This window comes from Lentzea sp. NPDC051213, assembly GCF_044455585.1.
GTDB lineage: Bacteria > Actinomycetota > Actinomycetes > Mycobacteriales > Pseudonocardiaceae > Lentzea.
On sequence record NZ_JBITEX010000007.1, the window covers coordinates 321,003 to 334,304 of the forward strand.

Consider the following 13,302-nt stretch of genomic DNA (forward strand, 5'->3'; position numbering starts at 1 on the left):
CTCTTCGAGTGATGCGATGATGCGTGCCATGTCGATCGACCGGGGCGACGAGTTCGCCGAGTTCTGGACGGAGCGGCATCTCTGCACGCTCTCGACCGTCCGTCCTGATGGGACCCCGCACGTGGTTCCCGTCGGGGTCACGCTCGATCGGGAGAACGGCGTCGCACGCGTCATCACGCACGGCGCGTCGTGGAAGGTCAAGCACGTCCGCAAGGCCGGGTACGCGGCTGTGTGCCAGGTGGACGGTCGCCGGTGGTCCTCGTTGGAGGGTCCCGCGACGGTTCGCGAGGACGCGGCGTCGGTGGACGAGGCCGTGCGGCGTTATGCCCTGCGGTACAAGCAGCCTCGGGTGAATCCGGAGCGCGTGGTCATCGAGATCCAGGTGCAGCGTGTCACAGGCACAGTCTGACGTGGTCGTCGTCGGCGTCGGGGCCGACGGGTGGGACGGGCTGTCGCCTGCGGCGCAGCGGGCCGTTCGCGGGTCGAAGGTGTTGATGGGCAGTCAGCGGCAGCTCGACCTGGTGCCCGGCGACTTCGAGCGGATCGCGTGGCCGTCGCCGCTGGTCCCGGCGTTGCCCGGGTTGTTCGAGAAGTACCGGGACGTGTGCGTGCTGGCCAGCGGCGATCCGATGTTCCACGGCATCGGCACGACCCTCGTGCGGCTGCTGGGCGGGCGGGTGACCGTGATCCCGCACCCCTCGTCGGTGTCGCTGGCGGCGGCGCGGCTCGGGTGGGCGTTGAACGAGGTCGAGGTCGTGTCGCTGGTCGGGCGGTCGCCGGACCTGCTGCGGGCCGCGTTGACGCCGGGGCGGCGGGTGCTGGTGCTGGGCGGTGATCCTGCGACCGTTGCCGCGCTGGCCGGGCCGGTCACCGTGCTGGAGCAGCTGGGCGGGCCGGACGAGCGGGTCTACCAGTGGTCGGGGCAGGTCTCGGATCCGTTGAGCGTCATCGCGATCGAGTACGGCGGGAGCGCCTTCTCGCGGGCGCCGGGGCTGCCGGACGACGCGTACGAGTCCGACGGGCAGTTGACCAAGCGTGAGGTGCGGGCGCTCTCGGTGTCGACGCTGGCGCCGCTGCCGGGGCAGTTGTTGTGGGACGTCGGCGCGGGGGCGGGGTCCATCGCGATCGAGTGGGCGCGGACGCATCCGTCGTGCCGGGCGATCGCGGTCGAGCAGTCCGCCGAGCGGGCCGAACGGATCGGGCGCAACGCCGCCGCGCTCGGCGTGCCGGGGATCGAGGTCAGGACCGGGCGGGCGCCGGAGGCGCTGGCGGGGCTGGAGACGCCGGACGCGATCTTCATCGGTGGCGGGCTGACGGTGCCGGGGGTGGTGCAGAGCTGCTGGGACGCGTTGCCTTCCGGCGGGCGGCTCGTGGTGAACGCGGTGACGCTGGAGTCCGAGGCCGTGGTGGCGCAGTGGTACGCGAAGGTCGGTGGTGATCTGGTGCGGATCGCGGTGAACCGCGGTTCGGCCGTCGGCGGGTTCACCGGGTGGCGGCCGCACCTGCCGGTGACGACGTGGAGTGTGACCAGGTGACCGTGCATTTCATCGGTGCGGGGCCCGGCGCGGCCGACCTGATCACGGTGCGGGGGCGGGATCTGATCGCCGCTTCGCCGGTGTGCCTGTACGCCGGGGCGTTGGTGCCGGTGGAGCTGCTGGACTTCTGTCCGGAGGGCGCGCGCAAGGTCGACACGGCGTCGTTGACGCTGGACGAGATCGTCGCGGAGCTTGCCGCCGCCGCTGAGCAGGGGCTTGACGTGGCGCGGCTGCACTCCGGGGATCCGGCGGTGTTCAGCGCGATGGCCGAGCAGATGCGGCGGCTGGACGCGTTGGGGATCGCCTACGACGTGACGCCGGGGGTGCCGGCGTTCGCGGCCGCGGCGGCGTCGTTGCAGCGCGAGCTGACGGTGCCGGGGGTGGGGCAGACCGTGATCTTGACCCGGACCTCGAAGCAGGCCACGCCGATGCCTGCCGGGGAGGACCTCGACACGCTGGGGCGCAGTCACGCGACGTTGGTGCTGCACCTGGCGGTGCAGCGGATCGGCGAGGTCGTCGCGGAGCTGGTGCCGAACTACGGTGCGGACTGCCCGGTCGCGGTGGTGGCCTACGCGTCGCGAGCGGACGAAGTGGTGCTGCGCGGGACGTTGGACGACATCGCGGCGCAGGTCCGGGCGGCCGGGATCAAGCGGACCGCGGTGATCATCGTGGGGCAGGTGCTGGGGGCGACGCAGTTCCCGGACAGCCATCTCTACTCGGCGACCCGAATCCGATGATCCTGATCCTCGGCGGCACCGGGGAGGCTCGGGAACTGGCTCGGAGGGTTCCCGCGATTTCTTCGTTGGCGGGGCGGGTCAGCAATCCGGCGCTGCCAGTCGGCGAGGTGCGGGTCGGCGGGTTCGGCGGGGTGGACGGGCTCGCGCAGTGGTTGCGGGACAACGACATCCACGCCGTGGTCGACGCCACGCATCCGTTCGCGCGCCAGATCACCGCGAACGCTTTCGAGGCGTGCCAACGGGTCGGCGTGTCGTTCCTGATCCTGCGCAGGCCGGGCTTCGAGCCGCAGGACGGGTGGACCTGGGTCGACAGCGTTGCCGAGGCGGCGCTTTCGCTTCCTGGCTCGCGGGTCTTCCTCACGACCGGGCGGCAGGACCTGGCGGAGTTCGCGGGGTGCCCGCAGTGGTTCCTGGCGCGGATGGTCGAGCCGCCGGAGCCGCCGATGCCCGCGCGGATCGAGGTGCTGCTGTCGCGCGGTCCGTTCACAGTGGACGGTGAGCTGGAGCTGATGCGGTCGCGCCGGATCGACGTGCTGGTCACCAAGGACAGCGGCGGTGCCATGACGTCGGCCAAGCTGGAGGCCGCGCGTCAGCTCGGGATACCGGTCGTGATCGTGCGGCGGCCACCGCTTCCACCCGCGGAAACGGTGGCCACCGTGGACGAGGCCGTCAGCTGGTTGGGTACCGCCGGGGCGTGAAGACCACCCCGGCCGGCGTCGCCACGGTCTGCGACGAGCCGATGATCAGCAGGCAGCGCATGTCGATGGTCGCCGGGTCGAGGGCGCCGAGCGTGAGCACGCGGATCTCTTCCTCGGGGCCGCCGACATCGCGTCCGACGACGATCGGTGTGTCTGCGGAACGGTGCTGCAGCAACACTTCCCGCATGTCCGCGACCTGGTGCGTGCGCGCCTTCGAGGCCGGATTGTAGATCGCGATCACCAGGTCGGCCTTGGCGGTGGCCTCGAGGCGTTCGGCGATGACGTCCCACGGCTTGAGCCGGTCGCTGAGTGAGATCACCGCGTAATCGTGGCCGAGCGGGGCTCCGGCCTTGGCGGCGACGGCGTTCGCCGCGGTCACCCCGGGGATGATCCGCACCGGCACGTCCTGGTGCTCGGCGGCGACCTCCAGCACGGCCGTGGCCATGGCGAAGACACCCGGATCGCCGGACGACACGACCGCGACGCGCGCGCCCTTGCGGGCCAGGTCCAGGGCGAACGCGGCGCGTTCCGACTCGACCTGGTTGTGGGAGGCGTGGCGTATCTGGCCGGGGCGCTGCGGGACGCGGTTGAGGTAGGTGGTGTAGCCGACGAGCTCGTCGGCGGCTTCGAGTTCCTGCCGGGCTTCGGGGGTGAGCCAGGCCTTCGCGCCCGGTCCGAGGCCGATGACCACGACCTCGCCCTTGGGTTTGGCGGGCTTGGAGTGGCTGGGGAGCAGGGCCAGCGAGAAGTACGGGACCGAGTCGGGGTCGACGTCGGCGAGCTTCTCCGTGCGCTGGCGGCCGGTGGTGGCGCGTTCGACGTACCAGGCGCCGTCGAGCCGGCCGGACTCCTCCAGCGCGTGCCGCACGTTGCCGAAAGTGCGGCCCAGCTTGAGGATCGCGGCCGAGTCGGTGTCGGCGAGGCGCGCCGCGAGCTCCTCGGGCGGCAGGGTGCCGGGCAGGATCGTGAGGACCTCGTCGCGTTCGACGAGCGGCGTGCCCAGGACGGCACTCGCGCCGCTCACGGACGTCACGCCCGGCACGACCTCCCACTCGTAGCGGTCGGCGAGGCGTTTGTGCATGTGCATGTAGGAGCCGTAGAAGAACGGGTCTCCCGCGGCGAGCACCACGACGTCGCGGCCGGCGTCGAGGTGCGCGGCGAGGCGGGCGGCGGCCTCCTCGTAGAACTGGTCGATCTCGCCCTGGTAGTCGTCGGTGTCCTCGGTCGTGACCGGGTAGACCAGCTGCTCCTGGATCTGGCCCTCGCGGAAGTACGGCTGCGCAATGGTCTTCGCGACGCTGCGGCCGTGCCGGGCGCTGTGGAACGCGACCACGTCCGCCGCGGTGATGAGCCGCGCGGCCTTGACCGTCACGAGTTCCGGGTCGCCAGGACCCAGGCCGACGCCGTAGAGCTTGCCCGTCATTCTTCCTCGCTCGCGATCGCGTTGATGGCTGCCGCCGTCATGGCGCTGCCGCCCCGGCGTCCGCGCACCACCAGGTGCTCCAGATCCGTTGCGGCCAAAGCTTCTTTCGACTCTTGCGCGCCGATGAAACCGACCGGGATGCCGAGCACCGCCGCTGGTCGCGGGGCACCGGCGTTGATGAGGTCGATCAGGTGGAACAGGGCGGTCGGGGCGTTGCCGATCGCGATCACCGCGCCGCCGAAGCGGTCCGTGAGGAGTTCAAGGGCGGCGGCGCTGCGGGTGTTGCCGATGCGTTGTGCCAGTTCAGGTGTGCGCGGGTCCTGCAGGTAGCAGAGGACCTCGTTGTCCTTCGGCAGCCGGCGGCGGGTGACGCCGGACGCGACCATGTTGGCGTCGCACAGGATCGGGGCGCCGTCTCGGAGTGCTTGCCGGGCGTTCCGCACGACGTCGGGGGAGTAGGCGATGTCCTGCGGGAGGTCGGTCATCCCACACGAGTGGATCATCCGCACGACGACCCTGGCGACGTCCTCGGGGAACCTGGTGAGGTCCGATTCCGCGCGAATGGTGGCGAAGGACCGGCGGTAGATCTCCGCGCCGTCCTTGATGTACTGCGTCACCCGATCTCCTCGTCACCGGCTGAGCCGGTAATGCGGCGGTAGCCGTCGCCGGTCGCGACGAACTCGATCACATCGCCGGCGGGGCGGCCGCAGCGGCGTGCACATCCTGACCAGTGCACCTGGCCGGGGGTGTCGGGCCTGGCTAGGCCTGGGGCGTCGGGCCTGGTGGTCAGGCCGGGGGCGTCGGGGCTGGTGGTCAGGCCGGGGGTGTCGGGGCTGGTGGTCAGGCCGGGGGTGTCGGGCCTGGTGGCTAGGATCGAAATTGGGGGTACCCGGCCGGGTGCGTGTGTGTGGTGTGGTGCATCGACCCATGCGCGCGCGTCTGCCCGTACGTCGGAGAGCGAGTTCGCGCAGCCGGGGCGGCCGGTGCAGGCGCTGACGCCGTGCCACGGGGAGGCCGGGTCGGTGATCAGGCCGGTGGTGTCGGTGCCCGGCGGCACGACGAGGCTGCGCCACGGTGTCAGGCGGACCGGGATGCCGGGGAGTCGGTGGGCGTCGAGGCGGCCCAGCGGTACGCCTGGGGTCACCGGTGAGGGAGTGACCGGGGTTACAGCGGGAGTGATTCTGGGGGCGTTCGAGGCGCCGAAGTGTTCGGTGATCTTCCGCACAGCGTCGTCCACTTCGGACAGGCGCCAGGCGGTGCCGCGGAGCTGCTGGAAGAGGCGGGCGGCCACGATGACGGCGTCGACCGGGTCGGTGACTCGGATGCCGGTGTCCTGGCCTGCGAGGAGGAGGACGGTTTCGGTTGGGGCGGCGTTGTGGCTGCTCAGCGTGTCGTCGACCGGGCCGAGCCCGCCCACGGGAGCGCTGACCAGGCCGAAGTCACCGCCCAGCCCACTCACCGCAGCCCCGACCGTGACCAGGAAACGCCCTGGCAGCGACGCCAGCGCCGGATCCGCGCACAACGCCAGATCCAGCGCGTCGACCAGCGCCTGGTTGTCCTCCAACGGCGCCGCGATGATGTTGCGGATGCGCTCGTGCGAATCGGAAGGCAGCAGCCCGGCGGCGCGCAGCCGCGCACCCAGCTCCACGCCGTCCGCGAGGCCCCTGATCTGGAGGTTCGCCCGCGAGGTCAGCTCCACCGACCCGGATCCCAGCTCCAGCGCCGCCACCCGCACGACGTCCCACTGCGCGGCCGACAGCGTGCCGCCCGGCACCCGGATGCGCGCGAGGCCGCCGTCGGCCGCGGGGTGCAGCTCGACGGCGCCTGGGCAGGCATCCGGGTGAGTACGCATAGGTCGGACTGTAACCCGCCGGTTAGGGTGAGCCCGAACGACGAAGCGCAGGAGGAAGCCGGTGTGAATCCGGCGCGGTCCCGCCACTGTGACCAGCGAACAAATCCGCTGGGAGTCAGGAACTCCGCTTCGCCCGTTGCCCGCAACCTGGGGCGAGGACCCCACGAGGGATGGAGCCTGCGTGATCCTGCTGCTGTCGACCTCTGACACCGATCTGCTGTCTGCGCGCGCCTGTGGCGCCGAGTACCGGCTCGGCAACCCCGCGCGACTCACCACCGACGATCTGCCGGCCCTGGTCGACGGGGTCAGCCTCGTGGTGGTGCGCATTCTCGGCGGACGCCGGATGTGGGAGGAAGGGCTGGACTGGTTGCTCGCCAGCGGGCTGCCGGTGGTCGTGCTCGGTGGTGAGCAGCAGCCGGACGCCGCGTTGATGGAGCTGTCCACGGTGCCTGGCGGTGTCTGCGCGGAGGCGCACCTCTACCTCGCGCACGGTGGGCCGGCGAACCTCACCGAGCTGCACAAGTTCCTCGAGGACACGATCCTGCTGACCGGGCACGGGTTCGCGCCGCCCGCGGCCACCCCCACGTGGGGTGTGCTGGAACGGGAAAGCACGCAGCAGGGCCCGACGGTCGCGGTGCTCTACTACCGCGCGCACCACGTTGCGGGGAACACGGCGTTCGTGCACGCGCTGTGCGACGCGATCGAGGCCAAGGGCGGCAAGGCTCTGCCGGTTTTCTGCTCGTCGCTGCGCACGGCCGAGCCCGAGCTGCTGGACACCCTGCGCCAGGCCGACGCGCTGGTCGTGACGGTGCTCGCGGCCGGTGGCACGAATCCGGCGAAGGCGTCTGCCGGTGGTGACGACGACGCGTGGGACGTCGGTGCGCTGGCCGCGCTCGATGTGCCGATCCTGCAGGGGTTGTGCCTGACGTCGAGCCGCGCGTCGTGGGACGAGAACGACGACGGACTGTCTCCTTTGGACACCGCGACCCAGGTCGCGATCCCCGAGTTCGACGGCCGGATCATCACGGTTCCGTTCTCGTTCAAGGAGATCGACGAGGACGGGCTCACCGTGTACGTCGCCGATCCCGAACGGGCGCTGCGCGTCGCCGGCATCGCGGTCCGGCACGCAAGGTTGCGGCACATCCCGGTCGGCGAGCGCAAGATCGCGGTGATGCTGTCGGCGTACCCGACGAAGCACTCCCGCATCGGCAACGCGGTCGGGCTCGACACGCCCGCGTCGACCGTGCGGCTGCTGAAAGCCATGCAGGAGCACGGCTACGACATCGGCACCGAGCTGCCGGGCGTCGAGGAGTTGAACGGCGACGCGTTGATCCACGCGCTGATCGCGGCCGGTGGCCAGGACGCGGACTGGCTGACGCAGGAGCAGTTCGAGAGCAACCCCGTGCGCATCGCGGCGGCGGACTACCGGGAGTTCTACGAGACGCTGCCCGACGACTTCCGCGAGTCGATGCAGGAACACTGGGGTGACGCGCCCGGCTCGTTGTTCGTCGACCACTCGAAGTCCAAGGACGGCGAGATCGTGCTGGCGGCGCTGCAGTCGGGCAACGTCGTCGTCATCGTGCAGCCGCCGCGCGGGTTCGGCGAGAACCCGATCGCGATCTACCACGACCCCGACCTGCCGCCGTCGCACCACTACCTCGCGGCGTACCGGTGGATCGAGGCCCAGTTCGGCGCGGACGCGGTCGTGCACGTCGGCAAGCACGGCAACCTGGAGTGGTTGCCCGGCAAGACCGTTGGCATGTCGGCATCCTGCGGCACGGACGCCGCGCTCGGCGATCTGCCGCTGGTCTACCCGTTCCTCGTCAACGACCCCGGTGAGGGCACGCAGGCCAAGCGCCGCGCGCACGCCACGCTGGTCGACCACCTGGTGCCGCCGATGGCCCGCGCGGACAGCTACGGCGACATCGCGCGGCTGGAGCAACTGCTCGACGAGTACGGCAACATCTCCGCGATGGACCCGGCCAAGCTGCCGGCGGCCCGCGCGCAGATCTGGACGTTGATCCAGGCCGCGAAGCTCGACCACGACCTCGGTCTCGAGGACCGGCCGCACGAGGCGGAGTTCGACGAGTTCATCCTGCACGTCGACGGCTGGCTGTGCGAGGTCAAGGACGTCCAGATCCGCGACGGCCTGCACATCCTGGGCGAGGCACCGACCGGCAGCGTGCGCGTCAACCTCGTGCTCGCGATGCTGCAGGCACGGCAGATGTGGGGCGGCCAGGTCGCCGCGCTGCCCGGCCTGCGGGAAGCGCTGGGGCTCACGACCACGTCGCGCGAAGACACCGACGCCATCGAGGAAGAGGCGCGCGGTCTCGTCCAGGCCATGGAAGACGCCGGCTGGGACGCCGAAGTCGCCAAGACCCTGCACGAATCCGTTGACGTGCAGAAGATCCTCGAGTTCGCCGCGCTGGAAGTGGTTCCACGGCTTGCCCGCACCACGGACGAGATGACGAACGTGCTGCACGCGCTGGACGGCGGCTACATCCCGGCCGGCCCGTCCGGTTCGCCGTTGCGCGGCCTGGTGAACGTGCTGCCGACCGGCCGCAACTTCTACTCGGTCGACCCGAAGGCCATCCCGTCGCGCCTCGCGTGGGAGACCGGCCAGGCCATGGCCGACTCGCTGCTGGAGCGGTACCGCGCGGACAACGACGGCGAATGGCCGCCGTCCGTCGGCCTCTCGGTGTGGGGAACGTCCGCGATGCGCACGGCCGGTGACGACATCGCCGAGGTGTTCGCGCTGCTGGGTGTGCGGCCGGTGTGGGACGACCAGTCCCGCCGGGTCACGGGCCTCGAAGTGATCCCGCTGCCGGAGCTGGAGAGGCCGCGCATCGACGTGACGGTCCGGATCTCCGGGTTCTTCCGCGACGCGTTCCCGCACGTCGTGTCCATGTTGGACGATGCCGTGCAGCTCGTGGCCGCGCTGGACGAGCCCGCGGACCAGAACTTCGTGCGGGCACACATGCTCAAGGACCTCGAAGAGCACGGTGACCAGCGCCGGGCCACGCTGCGGATCTTCGGTTCGAAGCCGGGTGCGTACGGTGCGGGTGTGCTGCCGTTGATCGACAGCCGCAACTGGCGAGACTCCTCCGACATCGCCGAGGTCTACGCGGTGTGGGGCGGTTACGCGTACGGCCGCGGAGTCGACGGCATCGCGGCGCGCGAGGACATGGAGTCGTCGTACCGGCGGATCGCGGTGGCGGCCAAGAACATCGACACCCGCGAGCACGACATCGCCGACTCGGACGACTACTTCCAGTACCACGGCGGCATGGTCACCATGGTGAAGGCGTTGACCGGCAAGGCGCCCGCCGCGTACGTCGGTGACAGCACGCGGCCGGAGGCGGTCCGCACGCGCACGCTGACGGAGGAGACCTCACGGATCTTCCGCGCCCGCGTGGTGAACCCGCGCTGGATCGGCGCGATGCGGCAGCACGGGTACAAGGGTGCGTTCGAGCTGCAGGCGACGGTCGAGTACCTGTTCGGGTACGACGCCACCACCGGCGTTGTCGCGGACTGGATGTACGAGAAGCTGACCGAGTCGTACGTGCTGGACCCGGAGACCCGGAAGTTCCTGCAGGCCTCGAACCCGTGGGCGTTGCACGGCATCGCCGAGCGGCTGCTGGAGGCGGCCGAGCGCAAGATGTGGGAGCACCCGGAGCCGTCCACTTTGGACGCTCTCCGTGCCGCCTACCTCGAGACCGAGGGTGACTTGGAGGACGGCGCCTAGCGCGCCGGCAGTATCCGGACGTCGAAGGACTCCGCCTTCGGGAACGCGAAGGCCAGCAACGCCTGGCCTTCCTTCTCGAGCGTTCCCAGGTCCTTGCCCGACACCTTGGTGAACGGCTCGACGACGAGCGTGCAGGCCTTCTTCTCCTTGTCCACGCGCCAAATTCCCTGGAGCATGCCGCCGATCAGGAGATTGCCGCGCAGCACACCTCCGCGCACGGTCATCAGCAGCCCGTATTTGCGACACCACTGGGCGAAGGACAGGCCCTCCGGGATGATCCGTTCCCGGTTGGCGTGAGAGAGGAACACGTTGTCGTACTCGGGCAGGTACCTGGGCGGCGCGGTGATCCCCGGATCGGGCAGCTCGGCTTCCGGCAGGTCGAACAGCTCCTTGCCGGCCTGGTCCAGGTACACCTTCAGTTCGGGTCGCATCCGGTCCACGACCTCGGCCAGCTTGGTCAGCCCGCACCACGCCTGCACGTCGCGCACACTCGCCGGTCCGAACGCCGCCAGGTACCGCCGGATCATCCGCTCCATCGACTGAGGTTCCTCGGCCGGTTCGCCGAGCCACGTCCGCGCCGACGCGTGGACTGTGCGGCCGGCCTTGTTCCACGTGCCACGCGGCGGAATCTGCACCAGCGCGGCCAGGTTGCGCACCGCGTAGGCGAGCGTCTCCGGCTTGCGGTCCGGCCAGCGCTCGTGCAGGGCCTTGCCGAGTTCGCTCGGCGTCCGCGGCTGTTCGTCCAGCAAGGTCAGGCCTGCTTTGACGACCGCGTCCACGTCGAGGCCCCGCAGCACGGTTGCGTGGCTGGCGTTGGTGTGGAGGTCGCGGTCCAGCACCTGTTGCACCAACGGCCGCAGCGTCAGGCAGTCCTGCGGCGTCACCAGGTGGATCGTCGACCGCATCAGGGCGGTGCGCACCAGCTCGCGTTGTTCGACCATCGTGGACAGTTGCTCCGGCCGGTAGCGGCGCAGTCTCGACCACAGCGCGACGTACGGGCCCACCGGGATCTGCGCGTGCAGGCCCACCAGGTGATCGACCACGTCGCGCTCCGGCAGATCCTGCCGGCGCAGCAGGTACTGCCGGGAGAGCAGTGCCCGGTTGAGCGCGCGGGCGTTCAGACGCGTGGTTGCCACCGCGTCAAGCCTGGTCGAGGCGTACGCAGCAGTGACCAGGGGCGGGGTCCAGGTTAGCGGTGTGACCGGTCTCCTTGATTCCGTCCAGCAGCCCGCTGATCAAGCAGAGGTTCATCCCGCACACCAGCTCGGTGTGCCGCTGCGCCAGGCTGTGGAACGGGCAGTTGCCCAGCAGGATCGAGCCACCGTCCTGACGGGGCTCGAAGCCGAAGGACTCCAGGGCCTCGACGACCTCGCCACCCGCCGACCCGGCCAGGTCCGAGCCCCACTCGTAGGCCCGCCGGTTCAGGATCTCGCGCGGCGGCTCGCCCGTGGTCTGCGCCTCCAGCAACGCGTCCGTCAGCAGATGGCTGGCCGCCTCGTACCGCCGATCCGGCAGCGACACCTCGATCTGCCCGGACGAGCGCAGGTAGAGCTTGGCCGGCCGCCCGGCACCGGGACCGGTGCGGCCCGACCGTCGTTCGTGGACCACGTCGAGCAGGCCCATCTCGACCAGTTTGTCGAGGTGGAAGGCCGCGGTCGTGCGCGGCACGTCGACCGCCACCGAAGCCTCGTCCTTGCTGACGGGTGCGGCCTGGCGCGCCACGAAGTCGTAGAGCCTGCGCCGGTTCGGCTCGTCTAGGGCCGCGACGGCGGCGACGTGGTCGGCCATCTCTAAAACCTACTTCTGTTGACTAAAATCCGCCAGTGGTTCTAACGTTAACCAACGTTGTCTTTAGAAGGAGGACGCATGGCTCTCCTCACCCGCACCGAGCCCACCCAGCAGGCCTTCCTGCTGCTCCGCACGGTCTTCACCGTGGCGCCGATCCTGTTCGGGCTGGACAAGTTCTTCAACCTGCTCACCGACTGGCCGGTCTACCTCGCGCCGTGGATCGACTCGATCGTGCCGGGCACCCCGCAGACCGCGATGTACATCGTCGGCGTGATCGAGATCGCGGCCGGTGTCCTGGTCGCGCTGCGGCCGAAGTGGGGCGGGCTCGTCGTCGCCGCCTGGCTGCTGGGCATCATCGTCAACCTGCTGACCCTGTCCGGCTACTACGACGTGGCACTGCGCGACTTCGGCCTGCTGGTCGCCGCACTGGCGTTGTCCAGGCTGGCCAGCCGATGACCGATCCGATCGACGTCGAGGCGGCGCGGCAGGCGGTGACCGAACTGCTGAAGGCGCTCGGCAAGGACCCGTTCTCGGAGCACCTGGCCGACACGCCGCGCCGCGTCGCCGAGGCGTATGCGGAACTCCTGACGCCCAGGGCTTTCAACCTGACGACGTTCCCGAACGACGAGGGCTACGACGAGCTCGTGCTCGCGCGGGGGATTCCCGTGCAGTCGTTGTGCGAGCACCACATGCTGCCGTTTCACGGTGTCGCGCACGTCGGCTACCTGCCGGGCGCCAGGATTCTCGGGTTGTCGAAGCTCGCGCGGGTCGTGGAGATGTTCGCCCGCGACTTGCAGGTGCAGGAGCGGCTAACCAAGCAGGTCGCCGACTGGTTGCAGGAACACCTGCAGCCCAAGGGAGTCGGCGTCGTGATCGAGGCCGAGCACATGTGCATGACGCTGAGAGGCGTGCGGGTCAACGGATCCCGCACCGTCACGTCGGCGCTGCAGGGCGTGTTGCGGTCAGATCCCGCGTCACGTCAAGAGTTCTTCACCCTGGTGCATGCCTAGACAGGTCCGAAGACGTAGGTGCCGGCGGCGTCCGCGTTGTCGCCGGCCCAGAACTCCAGCCACAGCTCGGCGAACTCCGTGCGCGACAGCCTGCCGTCACCGTCCGCGTCCAGCTGCGGGAAGTTCGTGGCGCCGTTGTGCCCGAGCCAGGCGGTGATCATCGTCTGGTACTCGTCCTGCGAGATGTAGTCGTCGTGGTTCTCGTCCACGGCACCGAACATCGCGTCCGCGGTGGACGTGACGGCCTCGGGCGCCTTCGGCAGCGACCTCACGATGTTCAGGACGTCGTCCACCGACACCCGGTCCTGGCCGGCGGCCGCCTGCAGGGTCGCCCACCAGCCCATCATCACCTGGGACAGCAGCTCCTCGTCGCCCCCGCGCAACGACACCCAGCGCGCGGTGAGCGCACGGAAGTCGCTCTCGTCCAGGTAGCCGTCACCGTCGGCGTCCATCGCGCCGAACACCACTGACACCTTGCGTCGCTGCAGGTCGCTGGCCATGCGCAGGACGATAG

General features: G+C 70.2%; 13 protein-coding genes and 1 riboswitch. Of the genes, 7 read left to right on the forward strand and 6 right to left on the reverse strand.

Going from position 1 to position 13,302, the window contains the following annotated elements; genetic code table 11:
* The first annotated feature begins 19 nt into the window (after window positions 1-19).
* From ACIA8G_RS30170 to ACIA8G_RS30185, 4 genes are read left to right on the forward strand one after another with little or no spacing between them, the layout of a single operon-like run.
* Window positions 20-409: a PPOX class F420-dependent oxidoreductase gene (locus tag ACIA8G_RS30170; RefSeq protein WP_396422357.1), complete on the forward strand. Its 390-nt coding sequence runs from the start codon at window positions 20-22 to the stop codon at window positions 407-409.
* The gene (cbiE, locus tag ACIA8G_RS30175; protein ID WP_396422068.1) at window positions 390-1,535 is read left to right on the forward strand and encodes a precorrin-6y C5,15-methyltransferase (decarboxylating) subunit CbiE; all 1,146 of its coding nucleotides are present in this window, start codon (window positions 390-392) and stop codon (window positions 1,533-1,535) included. The genes ACIA8G_RS30170 and cbiE overlap by 20 nt, the downstream gene beginning before the upstream one ends.
* Window positions 1,532-2,272: a precorrin-4 C(11)-methyltransferase gene (gene cobM / locus ACIA8G_RS30180; protein ID WP_396422069.1), complete on the forward strand. Its 741-nt coding sequence runs from the start codon at window positions 1,532-1,534 to the stop codon at window positions 2,270-2,272. The genes cbiE and cobM overlap by 4 nt, the downstream gene beginning before the upstream one ends.
* The gene (locus ACIA8G_RS30185) at window positions 2,269-2,970 is read left to right on the forward strand and encodes a cobalt-precorrin-6A reductase (RefSeq protein ID WP_396422070.1); all 702 of its coding nucleotides are present in this window, start codon (window positions 2,269-2,271) and stop codon (window positions 2,968-2,970) included. Before cobM ends, ACIA8G_RS30185 begins: the two co-directional genes overlap by 4 nt.
* On the opposite strand, the gene ACIA8G_RS30190 is transcribed toward ACIA8G_RS30185, so the two are convergent.
* From ACIA8G_RS30190 to ACIA8G_RS30200, 3 genes are read right to left on the reverse strand one after another with little or no spacing between them, the layout of a single operon-like run.
* Window positions 2,942-4,393 carry a precorrin-2 C(20)-methyltransferase gene (locus ACIA8G_RS30190; RefSeq protein ID WP_396422071.1) on the reverse strand — a complete coding sequence of 484 codons (1,452 nt, stop codon included), beginning with the start codon at window positions 4,391-4,393 and terminating at the stop codon, window positions 2,942-2,944. The two genes, ACIA8G_RS30185 and ACIA8G_RS30190, sit on opposite strands and share 29 nt — an antisense overlap.
* Window positions 4,390-5,010 carry a precorrin-8X methylmutase gene (locus ACIA8G_RS30195; RefSeq protein ID WP_396422072.1) on the reverse strand — a complete coding sequence of 207 codons (621 nt, stop codon included), beginning with the start codon at window positions 5,008-5,010 and terminating at the stop codon, window positions 4,390-4,392. The genes ACIA8G_RS30190 and ACIA8G_RS30195 overlap by 4 nt, the downstream gene beginning before the upstream one ends.
* On the reverse strand, window positions 5,007-6,245 hold the full coding sequence (locus ACIA8G_RS30200) for a hypothetical protein (RefSeq protein ID WP_396422073.1): 1,239 nt from the start codon (window positions 6,243-6,245) through the stop codon (window positions 5,007-5,009). The genes ACIA8G_RS30195 and ACIA8G_RS30200 overlap by 4 nt, the downstream gene beginning before the upstream one ends.
* Window positions 6,246-6,253: 8 nt before the next feature.
* Window positions 6,254-6,392: riboswitch (cobalamin riboswitch) on the forward strand.
* Window positions 6,393-6,426: 34 nt separating this feature from the next.
* On the opposite strand from ACIA8G_RS30200, the gene cobN reads away from it, so the two are divergent.
* Window positions 6,427-9,990 carry a cobaltochelatase subunit CobN gene (gene cobN, locus ACIA8G_RS30205; RefSeq protein ID WP_396422074.1) on the forward strand — a complete coding sequence of 1,188 codons (3,564 nt, stop codon included), beginning with the start codon at window positions 6,427-6,429 and terminating at the stop codon, window positions 9,988-9,990.
* Here the strand turns inward: cobN and ACIA8G_RS30210 are convergent.
* Complete coding sequence (locus ACIA8G_RS30210) at window positions 9,987-11,126, reverse strand: winged helix DNA-binding domain-containing protein (protein WP_396422075.1); 1,140 nt, start codon at window positions 11,124-11,126, stop codon at window positions 9,987-9,989. The two genes, cobN and ACIA8G_RS30210, sit on opposite strands and share 4 nt — an antisense overlap.
* A 4-nt stretch (window positions 11,127-11,130) precedes the next feature.
* Window positions 11,131-11,778 (reverse strand): helix-turn-helix transcriptional regulator, encoded by a 648-nt coding sequence (locus tag ACIA8G_RS30215; RefSeq protein ID WP_396422076.1) that lies wholly within the window; start codon window positions 11,776-11,778, stop codon window positions 11,131-11,133.
* A gap of 78 nt (window positions 11,779-11,856) precedes the next feature.
* On the opposite strand from ACIA8G_RS30215, the gene ACIA8G_RS30220 reads away from it, so the two are divergent.
* Window positions 11,857-12,234 (forward strand): hypothetical protein, encoded by a 378-nt coding sequence (locus tag ACIA8G_RS30220; RefSeq protein ID WP_396422077.1) that lies wholly within the window; start codon window positions 11,857-11,859, stop codon window positions 12,232-12,234.
* A complete protein-coding gene (gene folE, locus ACIA8G_RS30225; protein ID WP_396422078.1) occupies window positions 12,231-12,788 on the forward strand; it encodes a GTP cyclohydrolase I FolE in 558 nt (185 codons plus the stop codon). Before ACIA8G_RS30220 ends, folE begins: the two co-directional genes overlap by 4 nt.
* Here the strand turns inward: folE and ACIA8G_RS30230 are convergent.
* Complete coding sequence (locus ACIA8G_RS30230) at window positions 12,785-13,288, reverse strand: EF-hand domain-containing protein (protein WP_396422079.1); 504 nt, start codon at window positions 13,286-13,288, stop codon at window positions 12,785-12,787. The two genes, folE and ACIA8G_RS30230, sit on opposite strands and share 4 nt — an antisense overlap.
* Window positions 13,289-13,302 lie beyond the last annotated feature (14 nt).